At 37.0% G+C, this 15,293-nt stretch carries 10 protein-coding genes and 1 pseudogene; 10 read left to right on the top strand and 1 reads right to left on the bottom strand.

The features are described 5' to 3' along the window. Nucleotides 1–158 precede the first annotated feature (158 nt). From ACFIK4_RS08565 to guaB, 3 genes and pseudogenes are all read left to right on the top strand, one after another. Nucleotides 159–1,544, top strand: a complete 1,386-nt coding sequence (locus ACFIK4_RS08565; RefSeq protein ID WP_375611848.1) for a sigma-54-dependent transcriptional regulator — start codon at nt 159–161, stop codon at nt 1,542–1,544. Between the two features lie 402 nt (nt 1,545–1,946). Beyond that, nucleotides 1,947–3,517 (top strand): annotated as a pseudogene (locus tag ACFIK4_RS08560) (phospholipase D family protein). 150 nt (nt 3,518–3,667) lie between these two features. Continuing rightward, entirely contained in the window at nt 3,668–5,167 is a 1,500-nt protein-coding gene (gene guaB, locus ACFIK4_RS08555) for an IMP dehydrogenase (protein ID WP_375675751.1), read from the top strand. Between the two features lie 178 nt (nt 5,168–5,345). Here guaB and ACFIK4_RS08550 read toward each other — a convergent pair whose 3' ends face one another. Continuing rightward, nucleotides 5,346–5,492: a hypothetical protein gene (locus ACFIK4_RS08550; protein WP_273722522.1), complete on the bottom strand. Its 147-nt coding sequence runs from the start codon at nt 5,490–5,492 to the stop codon at nt 5,346–5,348. A gap of 466 nt (nt 5,493–5,958) precedes the next feature. On the opposite strand from ACFIK4_RS08550, the gene ACFIK4_RS08545 reads away from it, so the two are divergent. The 7 genes from ACFIK4_RS08545 to ACFIK4_RS08515 all read left to right on the top strand — a co-directional run bounded on the left by ACFIK4_RS08545 (nt 5,959) and on the right by ACFIK4_RS08515 (nt 15,017). Then, a complete protein-coding gene (locus ACFIK4_RS08545) occupies nt 5,959–7,245 on the top strand; it encodes an RsmB/NOP family class I SAM-dependent RNA methyltransferase (RefSeq protein WP_375627664.1) in 1,287 nt (428 codons plus the stop codon). A gap of 132 nt (nt 7,246–7,377) precedes the next feature. Beyond that, entirely contained in the window at nt 7,378–8,934 is a 1,557-nt protein-coding gene (gene guaA / locus ACFIK4_RS08540; protein ID WP_375675763.1) for a glutamine-hydrolyzing GMP synthase, read from the top strand. Between the two features lie 169 nt (nt 8,935–9,103). Next, complete coding sequence (locus tag ACFIK4_RS08535; protein ID WP_375611843.1) at nt 9,104–9,826, top strand: glycerophosphodiester phosphodiesterase; 723 nt, start codon at nt 9,104–9,106, stop codon at nt 9,824–9,826. A 965-nt stretch (nt 9,827–10,791) separates the two neighbouring features. After that, nucleotides 10,792–12,126, top strand: coding sequence for a sn-glycerol-3-phosphate ABC transporter substrate-binding protein UgpB (gene ugpB, locus ACFIK4_RS08530; protein ID WP_375618067.1), 1,335 nt, complete (start codon nt 10,792–10,794; stop codon nt 12,124–12,126). Nucleotides 12,127–12,221: 95 nt separating this feature from the next. Then, nucleotides 12,222–13,106 (top strand): sn-glycerol-3-phosphate ABC transporter permease UgpA, encoded by an 885-nt coding sequence (gene ugpA, locus ACFIK4_RS08525; protein ID WP_375627662.1) that lies wholly within the window; start codon nt 12,222–12,224, stop codon nt 13,104–13,106. A gap of 10 nt (nt 13,107–13,116) precedes the next feature. Next, nucleotides 13,117–13,968 carry a sn-glycerol-3-phosphate ABC transporter permease UgpE gene (gene ugpE, locus ACFIK4_RS08520; RefSeq protein ID WP_375613289.1) on the top strand — a complete coding sequence of 284 codons (852 nt, stop codon included), beginning with the start codon at nt 13,117–13,119 and terminating at the stop codon, nt 13,966–13,968. A 2-nt stretch (nt 13,969–13,970) separates the two neighbouring features. Next, on the top strand, nt 13,971–15,017 hold the full coding sequence (locus tag ACFIK4_RS08515) for a sn-glycerol-3-phosphate import ATP-binding protein UgpC (protein ID WP_375613290.1): 1,047 nt from the start codon (nt 13,971–13,973) through the stop codon (nt 15,015–15,017). Nucleotides 15,018–15,293 lie beyond the last annotated feature (276 nt).

The raw sequence follows: 15,293 nt of genomic DNA, 5'->3' as shown, positions 1-15,293 counted from the left end.
GAAAAAGCAAAAAAATGGAAAAAAATGCCTTAATGTTGTATTTAATTGACAGCTTGATGAATTTCGTAAGTGAAACACAAGAGGTAAAATATTTCTTATGGTTTACAACAATTTTTATATTAAGCTGCTAAGTAGTCTCAAAGGAGATTATTGACATTATGGTTGGTCCCATTCTTGTTGCGAGTGAAGATTATGGAAGACGTATAGAACTTTCTTCTATGCTGCGAGGTTTTGGTTATCGTGTCATTGAAGCAGAAAATGGTCTCCGTACGATTGATCTTTTACACAGGCGTAAAAACATTGTGCTTGCACTCCTTGATGTCGTTATGAGTGATTTGAGTGTGAGCGATTTGATTAAAATGATTAGAGTTGCTGGTGTTTCTGTTCCTATTGTCGTTATAGCACAACAAGAGAATCAGCATTTACTCCAGAAAGCTTTAACAGCTGGAGCTATTGATTATTGGATCCATCCAGTAACATTATTACGTGTAAGAGTTACTTTGGATATCCTTGCTCTTATTTCTGCCTTGGAGCATGAGGTTCGAGATATTCGGCGAAAAAAAGAGAATCATTTACGGTTTTCTGATCTTTGCGTAAAAAGTAGAGCTATGCAGATAGTATTAGAACAATCGAGACAAGCAGCAACTTCTTTACAGAATCTTTTGATAGAGGGAGAAGCTGGAACAGGACGTGAGACATTAGCTCGGATTATTCATCATGAGGGATTATTTTCGGAGGGTGTTTTTGTTCGCTTTCAATGTTCAGCCATCGTTGATCCAGAAGAAGAAAATCAGCAGTGGTTTAAAGAATTCCTACCATTGGTTTCTTCTCTTGAAAAAGGGACACTTTGCCTTTGTGATATTGATCGACTTGAGCCCATACAGCAAAAACGGTTTGCTCATTACCTTAAAGAAAGGGAAAGGGATACAAAAGGAGATTTTTTTCCTTTTCGGATCATCGCTATTTCAACATCGCGTTTAAAGGACTTGGTTAATGAGAACTTTTTTTTGCATAGTTTGTTTGAACAATTTTCTCACTTGTCTATTAGCGTTCCTGCTTTACGAGAATTAAGGGATGATTTTCCAGAGATCACACAACGTTTGATTGATCGCATTATCACAGAAACAGGGCGATCACATGTCCATGGTTTAGCAGGCTCTGCTCTTTCCTTGCTTATGCAGTATGATTGGCCTGGCAATAGAAATGAGCTTGAAACCTTTTTATTTCGTGCGATTTTACTCAGTGAAGGACCGTTATTAACTGTTCGAGATTTTCCGCAATTAATGGGAAATTCATTAATGAATGTTCCCAATATCATTGAGGGTAATATGCAAGAAGATAATGAGCAAGAATCGATAAAATTTTTGAATACTGATGGGCATGTACGTACTTTTGCAGAAATGGAGCATGATATTATAGAGAAAGCGATTAAACATTATAAAGGACATATGAGTGAGATTGCGCGTCGCCTTCATATTGGTCGCTCTACACTTTATAGAAAAATGGAAGAATTGAGAGCAATAAGAAATCAAGAACGAAAGTAAATTCATAACAAATTTCTCTTCATGACAAGCAAGCGTTTCAAAAAATAGAGTGAATTTTGATAAAGTCCGTGGGGGAAAGCTGAAGAAAACAATCATTTATTGTAAAATTTATCTATAGTGGATGATTTTGTTGATTTAAATCAAATATAAATTTTATGTGACTATTTTAATCGTTTGTTTCAATTTATACAATTTTAGTTAAGTTTACATTTATTAAAACAGAGAAGCATTTTTAAAAACTTTTAAATACTACCGCTAAAATTTTTGTATCATCAATATTAAATTTATACTCTCTTAAGCAAGAAGTGGCATTTTATCTGCTATACGATTAAGATAAAGTGATTAGTGTTATCGTTTGCATTACTGATGATGTGATAGTTTAAAATAGAAAGTTTGCCCTCTTTGACTCTTTTACAGATTGTTATTGGTTTTGTCCTCTTTTTTTTATTGCATCTATGTTGGCAATCTACACCTATGGGCGTTTTGTGAAAAATGCTAGGGGGAAATGTTCTTATGCGTTACCTCTTCAGAAAGATGAAACTAAGCTTGATCGTATCGTCAGTCAATTAGCTGAGAAAGAAAATGGATTGGGGATTGATAAAGATGCCCTTTCCCTCATTATCAGCAATTTGGATGCGTTTTGTGTTCGGGCAATAGGAGCTGCAGAGGCTGGGCGTAGCCTTGATCTGATGTATTATATTTGGGATGATGATTTAACGGGGCGCCTATTATTAAGTGAAATAGTTGAGGCAGCTGATCGAGGGGTTCGGGTACGGCTTCTTTTGGATGATATTAATGCTCAGGCACGTGATCCAGCTTATATTGCGCTAGATAAACATCCTCACATTGAGGTGAGAATGTTTAATCCAGGGCGATCGCGTAAAGGTGGTTTACGCCGTGGTTTAGAAATTATATTACGGGCAATTACTGTAACACGTAGAATGCATAATAAAGCTTTTATTGTTGATGGCAGGGTCGCTTTTGTAGGAGGACGTAATCTTGCAGATTCTTATTTTGATGCTGGTAAAGAATCCCATTTTCGAGATTTAGATTTGATGTTAATCGGTCCTTCTGTTAAAAAGGTAGAAAGTATCTTTGATGATTTTTGGAATAGTGCTGTTGTTTTGCCAATTCATACTTTGGTTGTTCCTAAAAGCGCAAGTGATCTTAGCTATTGGAAAGATAAATTACGAAAGTTTCGTGATTCCAAAGTTGCAAAAGTTTATTTAGATTATGTCAAAGAGCACATTAACTTTAATTGTTTTATCCAAACAGGAAAGCGGTTATTTTTAGCAGACAAAGTTGTTGTTCTTTCTGACCCTCCAGAAAAAGCATTGCGTAAAAAAGCAAGTAATTGGCTTATGAAGGCACTTTCAAAGGTTATTGGAAATGCCCAAAAAACGGTTCAGATTACGTCACCTTATTTTGTTCCTGGTAAGGTTGGCACGCAGAATTTTAGTAATTTGGTTTCAAAAGGTGTTGATGTCAAAATTCTGACAAATTCTTTAGCAGCTACTGATGTAGCATTAGTGCATGGTGGTTATGTACCTTATCGTAAGGCATTGTTGAAAAGTGGTGTTAATCTTTATGAATTAAAAGCGGAAGGCAATACTCATAGGTTACGATTGTTTCGATCGAGTAAGGCAAGTCTACATGCCAAAGCTTTTTTAATTGATCGTAAAACAGCTTTTATTGGATCTTTAAATTTTGATCCAAGATCAGCATCATTAAATACAGAAATGGGCATTCTTTTTGAATGTGCTCCCATTACAGCAAGATTAGATTTGTTGTTTTCTGAAGAAACCACAGGGGAAATGAGCTATCATCTGCGTCTTGGTGATAATAATCGTATTTATTGGGATTTTATTGAAAATGAAAAAAAATATAGCATTGACTATGAGCCAGAAAGCAATTTTTGGCGTCGCGCATTTGCAAAAATAATAAGTTGGTTACCTATTGAATCACAATTGTAAATTTTTATAAACCACACTTAAAAAAAATATTTATTTTTCTTTTCATTTTGTTTGTAGCATGGCATAATTTTTTGCCAATCTACCATGTATGAGAACCGCAGTTGTATTTTAAAGCTTCTTGCGGTGTTTTATTATAAAAGGAATTTTGATATGGCAAAGATTGTTGAAACGGGGACAGGTGCATTGGCACTGACTTTTGATGATGTACTTTTACAACCCGGTCATTCTCTTGTTATGCCTAGTCAAGTGGATCTCAGTACGCGCATTGCAGCGGATATTAAGCTCAATTTGCCATTGCTTTCTGCGGCAATGGATACGGTAACAGAATCGCGTTTGGCAATTGCTATGGCTCAAGCTGGTGGTCTTGGGGTTATTCATCGTAATATGTCTCCTGCAGAGCAGGCAGAAGAAGTTCGCCAAGTAAAAAAGTTTGAATCTGGTATGGTTGTTAATCCAGTCACCATTGGACCAGATGCAACACTTGAAGAAGCAAAATCTTTGATGCGCTCTCATGGTATTTCCGGTATTCCGGTTGTTGAAAATGGTGCTAAAGGTGAAACTGCTGGACGGCTTGTTGGCATTTTGACAAATAGGGATGTGCGTTTTGCATCGGATCCTAAACAAAAAATTTATGAATTAATGACGCATGAAAATTTAATCACAGTGCGTGAAAATGTTCAACTCAATGAAGCGAAGTATCTTTTACATCATCATCGTATTGAAAAATTATTAGTTGTGGATGAACAGAATCGTTGTGTCGGACTGATAACAGTTAAGGATATTGAAAAAGCAAAATTAAATCCAAACGCTGCCAAAGATTCACAAGGTCGCTTGCGTGTTGCAGCTGCAAGTAGTGTAGGGAACGATGGGTTTGAGCGGGCTGAACGATTAATTGATGCAGGCGTTGATATTCTAGTAATTGATACTGCACATGGACATTCTCAGCGTGTATTAGACACTGTTGAGCGTATTAAAAAAATGATGTTTTCTCCAGCTATTATTGCTGGTAATGTGGCGACTGCTCAAGCAACACAGGCTTTGATTGACAGTGGTGCGGATGCTATAAAAGTTGGGATTGGTCCTGGTTCTATTTGCACAACGCGAATTGTTGCAGGTGTTGGTGTTCCTCAGCTTGCAGCCATTATGAATGCTGCAGAAGTTGCTGAAAAAGCGGGCATTCCCGTTATTGCTGATGGGGGGATAAAAGCTTCGGGTGATTTTGCTAAAGCCTTAGCAGGTGGGGCTTGTGCTGCTATGATTGGCTCTCTTTTAGCGGGTACAGAAGAAAGTCCTGGCGAAGTCTATCTTTATCAAGGACGATCCTTTAAAGCTTATCGCGGCATGGGATCTGTTGGTGCTATGGCACGAGGATCGGCAGATCGCTATTTTCAAGATGATGTTCGTGATGAACTTAAGTTGGTTCCTGAGGGTGTGGAGGGGCAGGTGGCTTATAAAGGTCCTATAGCATCAGTTCTACATCAGCTTGCTGGTGGACTTCGTGCTTCGATGGGGTATGTTGGAGCAAAAGATCTCGTAGAGTTTCGTGAAAAAGCAACGTTTGTACGTATTACGAATGCGGGACTCCATGAAAGTCATACGCATGATGTTTCTATCACACGAGAGAGTCCAAATTATCGTGGGCCAGTTTAAAGATACAAGAGCCTAATATCATATTGCATAAATATAAAATTTGCCGAGAACAAGAAAGAGAGACTGCGCTTTTTCTGTTTGTAATTTGGTGTAATAATCCCAAAAAGGAAAGAATTAGAGGTTAAAACTCTAATTCTTTCTGTTAAGACTATATGAAATAAGTTATATAAAATTAGAATTAACTTTTTGTTGTCTTCCGTCCAGTCTTTGACGCACGTTGGCGAGTGTTTGTCTGATCACTTTGAACGGATTTCTTTCCGTTGTTTGAGGGCATTGTATTATGACGGCTTTTAGACGAAGTTGTTTTTCCATTATTATAAGTCATTATTTTCTCCTTTAAAATTGTCTGGCAGTTGCCATTAGAGTAAAAACGGTCATGCCAAATAGTGGTTCCAAGCATTTTCTAAAAAGTTAATTTTTTGTTGAACGTAAGATGAGCTTGTTTAATTTTATGAGAAGATTTTTTCTATTGTTCAGACAATCCTCGTAAACTTTATTTTACGCCAATAAATTAAAGAGTTTGTTTTTTTCGTAATGCATGGCGGAAATAAGTTTTTTATGGATGGCTACGTATCTTTTAGTATAAGAGGTAGAAGGATAAAAAACGAATGGGCAGAAGATGAAAGGAAAAATTTAGATACTCTAAATTGGATCTTATAAAAAAGTATGATCAGATCGTTTTAAGATTGAATGTAATTTTTTTATGGCGTTGAGAAGGTTTCATTGGCAAGAAGGCGATAATATTATTTTTTAGATGATTTAAAATTTTATTATTTTAATGGGAGAAATGAATGCGATTAGGTGGGCGTTTGCAAGCAGCAATAGATGTTCTCACAGAGATAGAAATGAAGCATCGCCCAGTAGGAGAAGCTTTAAAGGATTGGGGTCTTTCTCATCGCTTTGCTGGAGCAGGTGATCGTGCAGCTATTGGTACAATCGTTTATGATGTTTTAAGACGACGTTATTCTTTACAATGGCGTATGGAGAGTGATGATATCCGAGATATCGTTTTTGGTGCCTTATTAGATTCTGGAAAAATGACGCTGGAGCAAATTGACGGTGAGTTGACAGAAGATCGGTTTGCACCGCAGTTATTAGGGGCTAAACAGCGTAAATCGTGGCAAGGTCAGCAATTAGTGGATGCTCCAGACTATATTCGTGGTGATATTCCGCAATGGTGTCAAGCGCATCTGCGTCCTTTATTTGGTGATAATTGGATCACTGAAGCGGCTGCGTTAGCAACGCGTCCTTCTTTAGACCTACGGGTAAATAACCTAAAGGCAACACCAGAAAAGGTGCTGAAAGAATTAGCAAAAACCAAACTTAAATCTTTTCCATGGTTTGGGCAAGCTTTAAGAATTGCACCGATTGAAAAGTTTAATCGTCATCCCAATGTTCAAGTGGAACCAGCTTTTCAAAAAGGACACTTTGAAATACAGGATTTAGGATCTCAAATTGTTGCTCACCTTGTGGAAGCGCAAGAGAGCATGCAGGTATTAGATTATTGTGCAGGTGCTGGTGGCAAAACATTAGCTTTAGCTTCCGATATGAACAATCGTGGGCAAATTTATGCTTATGATTCCGATAAAGCGCGCTTAGCTCCTATTTTTGATCGTCTTCGACGCGCTGGTGTTCGTAATGTACAAACACGAGCACAAAAAGAAGAATTGAAGCCATTAATAGGCCAGATGGATAGAGTTCTACTAGATGCACCATGTAGTGGGACAGGAACATGGCGTCGTCGTCCAGATGCGAAATGGCGTTTAACATTAGAACAAGTGAAACAACGCCAAACAGAACAGAGGGATATTTTGAATGAAGCGATAGCTTATCTTAAGCCAAATGGGCGCTTAATCTATATTACCTGTTCTCTTTTTACAGATGAAAATGAGGAACAAATTTCCCATTTCCTTCAACAACATTCTCATTTTTCTCCAATAGATATGCCAGCGCTTTGGCAGAAACATTTTAGTTTTTCTCCTGTGCAACCAGTTTTTTCAAATTATGGACTTACTTTGTCGCCAGCCACAACACAAACAGATGGGTTCTTTTTATCTGTGTTGCAAAAAAAACATTGATCCATATTTTTGCACTTTTTATCATAAACTTTACGAGAATAATCTTTTTCGTAAGAAAATAGGCTTGTGAAAAGAGAAAGATTAAATCATAACTCTCATGAGTTTTCTTTTACAATTGTTGATTGGTTTTCTATGAGCATATCACATCCAGACACTGTTCTTATTATTGACTTTGGTTCACAAGTTACACAACTTATTGCACGACGGGTACGAGCAATGGGGGTATATTGTGAAATTGCTCCTTTTCAATTGGCTTTAGAAGCTGTGCGCCGCATAAATCCTAAAGCTATTATTTTATCAGGGAGTCCTTATTCCGTTATTGATGAGGGCTCTCCGCGTGCTCCAATGGAAATTTTTGAGGCGGGTGTTCCGATTTTGGGTATTTGCTATGGTGAACAAGTCATGTGTGTTCAGCTTGGAGGAAAGGTTGAAGCTGGACATGAGCGTGAATTTGGGCGTGCTTTTTTGGAAGTTCAAGAAGAGAGTGCCCTTTTTGATGGAGTGTGGGAAAAAGGTTCTCGTTATCAAGTATGGATGAGCCATGGTGACCGTGTGGCAGCTTTACCAGAAGGTTTTCGTGTCATAGGAACCTCAAAAGGAGCTCCCTATGCGGCTATTGCGGATGAAAAAAGACATTTTTATGCGGTACAGTTTCATCCTGAAGTTATCCATACACCGGATGGTACAAAACTTTTGCAAAATTTTGTTCATAAGATCTCTGCTATTAAAGGCAATTGGTCAATGGCTTCTTATCGTGAGCAGGCAATTGCTACGATACGACAAAAAGTTGGGAAAAGTCGTGTGATTTGTGGTCTTTCAGGGGGAGTGGATTCATCTGTTGTAGCGGTACTCCTTCATGAAGCTATAGGAGATCAACTGACATGTATTTTGGTAGACCATGGGCTGATGCGCAAGAATGAAGCTGAAGAAGTTCTCACGCTCTTTCGTGATCATTATAATATAGAGCTTATTCACGTTAATGCTGCTGATGTGTTTCTTAATGCTTTAAAAGGTGAGACAGATCCAGAAAAAAAACGCAAAACAATTGGTCGCCTTTTTATTGAAGTTTTTGAAGAAGAAACGAAAAAAATAGGAGGTGCAGAGTTTTTAGCACAAGGAACACTTTATCCAGATGTGATTGAGAGTGTGTCTGCTATTGGTGAAACGGTAACCATTAAAAGCCATCATAATGTGGGTGGGCTACCAGAACAGATGAAGATGAAACTTGTAGAACCGTTACGTGAGCTCTTTAAGGATGAGGTTCGCTTGCTAGGGCGAGAGTTAGGATTACCAGAGCAGTTTATTGGGCGCCATCCTTTTCCAGGTCCCGGTCTTGCAATTCGCTGTCCAGGTGCTGTAACACGTGAAAAATTAGAAATTTTACGCGAAGCAGATGCTATTTATCTTGAGGAAATCCGTAAGGCCGGTCTTTATGATGAAATTTGGCAAGCTTTTGCTGTTCTTCTTCCAGTTCAAACTGTTGGTGTTATGGGGGATGGTCGCACTTATGAATTTGTTTGTGCTCTTCGCGCCGTCACATCTGTAGATGGAATGACTGCTGATTTTTATCCTTATGATATGGCGTTTTTAAGTAAGACAGCAGCACGTATTATTAACGAAGTTAGAGGGATTAATCGTGTTGTATATGATGTAACCTCAAAGCCTCCTAGTACTATTGAATGGGAATAATTAAAATGAAGGATAAGTCTTTTAAGAATAAAATATGACTGAGGGTTTGATATTCGAAAAGTGTAGAAAAAATCATTTAAAAATGATTGTGTATTTTCATATGATATAAGCTTTTATCTGGCAATCTGTACGTCAATATCGTTTAAAATTGAGAAGTGTGGGATTTTGCATGTCTGAGAAAAAAATTGTTGCACACCGTGGAGGAGCTCATCTTTATCCTGAAAATACCCTTTCGGCATTTAATAATGCTATAGCGTTAGGTGTTGATGAAGTTGAATGCGACGTTCATTTGCTAAAAAGCGGTGAAGTGGTTGTCTTTCACGACTTCCGTCTAGACCAATTGGTTGGAAAAAAGGGGTATATTCACGACATTGATAATGAAACACGCAAACAACTCTGCGTAAAAGGAAGCCAAGAAGCACCTCCCTTATTAGAAGAAGTGCTTGATCTTTTAGCACCAACGAATGTTGCATTGCATCTTGAAATCAAGACATGTGGTGAAGTGGAGCGCGAAACAATATTATCCCAAAAAGCGCTTGCGCTAATAAAAAGCCGAAATTTATCAGAACGGGTTTCTGCTATTAGTTTTGATCCTTTTATCCTTCGTCCTTTTATTGAAGCAGGAATACCATCTGGTCCATGTGTTGATAATTTCGAAGGTGATATGTACCGTCATTTTTCTGAATGGAAGCAATTAGGTTATTCTGATCTAAGTTTAGATGGCTCTATTGTTTCACAGAACTTTATTGAATCAGCTCTTGAGGCTGGTTTTACTGTAGGGGTATGGACAATTAATGGAAAAGCTCGGTTATCATATTGGCTTGATATGCCTGTACATTATATTACGACAGATCAACCTGATCTCGCATTGCAATTGTGTGCACAAAGGTAAAAATACATCAACACAAAAGGAACTATATATCTTCATAAAGTTAGCGTAATGAAAGAAGAAAAATTATCTAATATACGACAATAATACATTGATTTATAATCATAATTAATATTTTATTCATGTGAGTAAGAGACCTTAATACGTAAGATTCTCTTATTTCAAATATTTTTACAATGAATCAATCAAAATCATTCGTTTGCACATTACAAGCAGGGTTGGTGTGTGGATAAAAAATGATTGAGAAAAGAATAAAAATATTCATTTAACGTATTTTAAATGCAAGATTTGTTGAAGCATTAGGATCGCACATGATGATGTCGTTTTGCACTTTTATGAAGTGTAAAAATGATGGCATACAAAAAGTCTTATATACTTTAATGGAGAGGCTTTAGGGCTTATTTTATAGGTGCTATCATGAAATGTAGATGTATTGAAAGATTTTTTAACAGCATGGAAATTGGTTATACAGTGTCATTTTGTTTTGCGTGAGGGGTGTGATCTTGTTACAGGGAAAGAGACTATTAAGCGCTTCAAAATGATTTTCTTAATTTTAAAAAAATTCTATTTGTCTCTTCTTTAAATTCAGTAGCAACATCGTGTTAAAGTTATAAGCCGAAAGTTATAAGACAAATAATAAAAGAATAAACAATTCTTTTTAAAAAAGTAAATCCAGATATTAAAATAGTCATTGAAATGATATTTACGATCTATATCTTTTTACCAAGTGACTTTTCTTATTTAAGCCATCTCACTTTTTTCAGATAGTTACAAACGCGTATTTCGTGAATACATAAGAAAGCTTATAAAAGAAAATAAATAAATTTAAACAAATTCATTTGACCTTTAGGTGGTTCCTGTTTAAATGAGAGAATATGTTTCTGAAATAAAACTGTCATAGCATGTTCATGTGTAATACTATAAATTTAGGGGTAGTTTGTATTCCATCACTTCAGAAAGGGTGAAGCATGAGTCGTTTTTATCTTTCCATAGCGGCCACGGTTGCTATCATAATGTCCACAGCGGGGATGACAGAAAGTTTTGCACAGACAAAAATCAGCTTTTGGCATTCTATGAGTGGTGAATTAGGAAAGCAAACTGAAAGTCTCATTAACGATTTTAATGCAAGTCAATCTGAGTATAAAGTTGTTTCTTCATTTCGCGGTGAATATGAAGAGGGATTGATTTCACTCATTGCAGCATTTCGTGGAAAGAAACAGCCAGTACTTGCTCAAATTTATGACGTTGGTACTGGAACTATGATGGCTGCAAAAGGTGCAATCTACCCATTTTATCAACTTATGGCTGATACAAAACAAGAATTTGATCCTACAGATTATTTCCCTGCTATTAGTGGTTATTACTCCGATGAACAGGGACGTATCGTCTCTATGCCATTTAATATTTCAACACCCATCCTTTATTATAACAAAGATATCTTTAAAAAAGCAGGGCTTGATCCAGAACAGCCTCCTAGAACGTGGCAAGATATAGAAAACTTTTCCAAGAAAATTCTTGAGACTAAAGCGGCAACTTGTGGTTTTACAATGGCTTATGCCGCTCAATGGATTGGTATAGAAAATTTTTCAGCGTTGCATAATGTTCCTTTTGGAACGAAGGAAAATGGCTTTAAAGGACTTGATTCAGAACTTACATTTAATGGACCTTTACAAGTGCGTATGTGGACTGACCTGAAAAAGTGGTCTGATCAAGGTATTTTCCGTTATGGTGGTCCAGCAGGTGCATTAGATTCAACACCAATGTTTATGGCACAAAATTGTGCAATTTTTATGCAATCTTCAGGATCACATGCTGGAATTGTTTCTGAAGCTCAGTTTAATGTGGGGGTTGGTATGCTACCGTACTATAAGGATACAGAAGGAGCACCACAAAATTCAGTTATTGGGGGAGCTTCTATTTGGGCGTTTAAGGGCCATACTCCAAAGGAATATGCAGGGGCAGCCGCTTTTCTTAAATTTCTTTCAAAAACAGAAAATCAAGCAAAATGGCATCAGGAAACAGGTTATCTCCCAACCACAAAAGCGACTTATGAATTGAGCAAAAAACAACATTTCTATGAAAAAACGCCAGGTGCGGATATAGCTATCAAACAGATTAATCTTAATCCACCAACAGTTAACTCAAAAGGGATAAGATTTGGTAATTTACCACAAATTCGTGCCATTCTTGATCAAGAGTTGGAAGCTGTTCTTAGTGGTTCAAAAACGCCGAAAGATGGTTTAGATGAGACCGTTGAACGTGGAAATAAACTCTTGCGTGAATTTGAAAGATCTAATCATTAATTTCGTTTTATTGTTAAACATTAAAGACTCAACAAAAACGGTTGAGTCCTTTTTGTTTACTTTTTTAAAGTCTCTACATTTAAAGAGCCCTATGAATGCAAGAAAAACATGCATATTTTAAAAATAGTCTACTTTCTTACGGACTGCTTTTTCCTCAGCTTCTTGTGACTTTTTTGTTTTTCTTTTGGCCTGCTGCTCAAGCAATAAAATCATCTTTTGAGCGTGAAGACCCTTTTGGCTTTACAACAACCTTTATTGGTTTTGAGAATTATCTAACCGTTCTTTCTGATCCTACTTATCGGCAATCGCTTTTTACAACCGCAGTATTTTCCATCTCAGTTACTGTCGCTTCAATGACAATATCACTTCTCTTAGCTGTCTGTGTTGATCGTGTCATCCGTGCAAAAAAGGCTTATACAATGCTTTTGCTCTGGCCCTATGCTGTTGCTCCAGTATTGGCAGGTATATTGTGGCTGTTTATCTTTCATCCCACCATCGGAATTATCCCTTTTTTTCTCGAGAAAATAGGGGTGCTATGGAATTATCGTATTAATGGCACTCAAGCAATGATTCTTATTGTCATTGCGGCTAGTTGGAAACAAATTTCTTACAATTTTCTCTTTTTTCTTACAGGTCTTCAATCTGTTCCGCGTTCTCAAATAGAAGCAGCCGCCATTGATGGTGCTGGTCCCTTTAAACGATTTTGGACAGTGGTTTTCCCGCAAATTTCACCAACGACGTTTTTCCTTCTTATTGTCAATGTCAATTATGTTATGTTTGATACTTTTGGTATTATTGATAATACAACTTCTGGAGGTCCTGCGCGTGCAACGAGCATCCTCGTCTATAAAGTATATGACGATGGCTTTAGAAATCAAATAATCGGTGCATCAGCAGCACAATCAACAATATTGATGTTGATGGTTATTGTCTTAACGTTTATCCAGTTTCGCTGGATTGAGCGCCGTGTACAATATTAGGAAACAAATTATGGTTGAAAATCGCCCTGTTTTGAAATTTCTAACCCATATTATTCTCATTGTTGGTATTATCATTATTTGCTTTCCAGTTTATGTTGCTATCATTGCATCAACTCATAGTTCAGCAGCATTTAACTCAGGAACACTTCCTCTTTTGCCTGGGAAATATGCTCTGGAAAATTATAAAACAATCTTTGGTGATGGCCTTGCACAGCTGGGTTTGCCCAACCTCTGGCCACTCTTAATGAATTCATTCATTATGGCTCTTGGGATTAGCGTTGGAAAAATTATTATTTCACTTTTGTCTGCTTATGCAATTATTTACATGCGCTTTCCCTTCCGAAAAACTGCTTTTGTTCTTATTTTTGTTACATTGATGCTCCCTGTCGAAGTTCGTATTCTTCCAACCTATGAGATTGTTGCAAAATTGGGGATGGTCAACACCTATAGTGGAATGATTATTCCACTTATTGCATCTGCGACCGCTACATTTTTATTTCGCCAGTTTTTTTTGACTGTTCCAGATGAACTCTTAGAGGCGGCACGTGTTGATGGTGCAGGTCCAGTTAAATTTTTTAAGGATATTCTTCTTCCTCTTAGTAAAAGCAATATTGCTGCTTTATTTATCATTATGTTCATTTATGGATGGATACAATATCTCTGGCCTCTTATCATCACAACGGATCAAAATCATCAAACGATCCTTATTATTTTAAAACAGCTTATTGTCGAATCACTTCAACATGATCCTCAATGGAATATACTCATGGCAGTATCGGTTGTTGCCATGGTTCCCCCTGTTCTTGTTGTTATCTTCATGCAGCGGCTTTTTATCAAAGGCCTTATTGAAACGGAGAAGTAATTGTGGCCATAATCCAGTTATCAAATATAAAAAAACAGTATGACAACGGCATTCTGGTCATTGATGATTTAAACTTAACTGTTGCCGATAAAGAACTTCTTGTTCTTGTCGGTCCTTCAGGGTGCGGAAAATCGACCTTATTACGTATTATAGCAGGACTTGAACAAGTTACCTCAGGTGAATTATGCATTGATAACGAATGTATCAATGATCGTGAACCAGCTGATCGTGATATCGCTATGGTTTTTCAAAATTATGCCCTTTATCCCCATATGACAGTTCGTGGAAATTTAGAATATGGTCTTAAAAATCGTAAAACTCCTAAAGAAGAAATTAAAAAACGTATCGCACATGCTGCAAAGCTTTTGGAGATAGAACCATTTCTTGATCGTAAACCACGACAATTATCAGGAGGACAACGTCAGCGTGTTGCAATGGGGCGTGTGATTGTACGTCAACCCCGTGTTTTTCTCTTTGATGAACCTCTTTCAAATCTTGATGCAAAATTACGGGCGCAAATGTGTATTGAAATAAAAACACTACAGCGTTCATTAGGAACAACGAGCCTCTATGTTACCCATGATCAACTAGAAGCTATGACATTAGCTGATAGAATAGTCGTTTTGAATAAAGGAGCTATCGAGCAAATTGGAACACCAATGGAAATTTACGATACTCCAGCAACAACATTTGTTGCTGATTTTATTGGTTCTCCTCCTATGAATTTTCTTGATCGCTATGTCTTAGAACAACATTTAGGGCATTCATTTTCTTATGGTGAAGAAACTGATCTTTTAGCATTCAGACCTGAAATAATCTTATTGGGCGAACATCCAGATAAAGGGCCTGTCTTTCACACAAAAATTGAGCTTATCAAGCTTATTGGAACAGGTTGCCATGTTTTAACGCGTTGGAATGGTATCATCTTTACGATTGAAATAAAAGAACGCTTGACACACGACTATGGTCAAAAACTAAGTTTCACTGTTGCTCATCAGAATTTTCATACTTTTAATAAAAACACAGGAAAGCGCACAAATAATAAGTAAGCATTAATTGATGTGATACGACTCTCTTTTATGCTGCGTCATGATAATGGTGTGTTTTGACTTGCTCAATTACATTTACAAACTCAGGTTGTAACCGATGGGATTAAAAACAAAATTTTAACAGTTTTGGTAATGATCTATTGTCCCATAGCGCTGAGAATGTCAAAACATTTATATGAAGAAATTTTGCATTTTCACGGTCTGTAAGAAGAATATAATTTTCAAACATCATTTTCATTATAAAAAAATATCAATATAGAATAAATCTTTATTAAC

This window comes from Bartonella sp. AP9QHHD (genome assembly GCF_042195625.1).
Lineage (GTDB): Bacteria > Pseudomonadota > Alphaproteobacteria > Rhizobiales > Rhizobiaceae > Bartonella.
The sequence above is the reverse complement of the archived record's forward strand: the minus strand, read 5'-3'. Positions and strand labels throughout refer to the sequence as shown.

Bases quoted from the DNA above. Each gene is read 5' to 3' on its own strand.
- ACFIK4_RS08565 (WP_375611848.1), top strand. From the start codon at position 159: ATGGTTGGTCCCATTCTTGTTGCGAGTGAAGATTATGGAAGACGTATA.
- guaB (WP_375675751.1), top strand. From the start codon at position 3,668: ATGGCAAAGATTGTTGAAACGGGGACAGGTGCATTGGCACTGACTTTT.
- ACFIK4_RS08550 (WP_273722522.1), bottom strand. From the start codon at position 5,492: ATGACTTATAATAATGGAAAAACAACTTCGTCTAAAAGCCGTCATAAT.
- ACFIK4_RS08545 (WP_375627664.1), top strand. From the start codon at position 5,959: ATGCGATTAGGTGGGCGTTTGCAAGCAGCAATAGATGTTCTCACAGAG.
- guaA (WP_375675763.1), top strand. From the start codon at position 7,378: ATGAGCATATCACATCCAGACACTGTTCTTATTATTGACTTTGGTTCA.
- ACFIK4_RS08535 (WP_375611843.1), top strand. From the start codon at position 9,104: ATGTCTGAGAAAAAAATTGTTGCACACCGTGGAGGAGCTCATCTTTAT.
- ugpB (WP_375618067.1), top strand. From the start codon at position 10,792: ATGAGTCGTTTTTATCTTTCCATAGCGGCCACGGTTGCTATCATAATG.
- ugpA (WP_375627662.1), top strand. From the start codon at position 12,222: ATGCAAGAAAAACATGCATATTTTAAAAATAGTCTACTTTCTTACGGA.
- ugpE (WP_375613289.1), top strand. From the start codon at position 13,117: ATGGTTGAAAATCGCCCTGTTTTGAAATTTCTAACCCATATTATTCTC.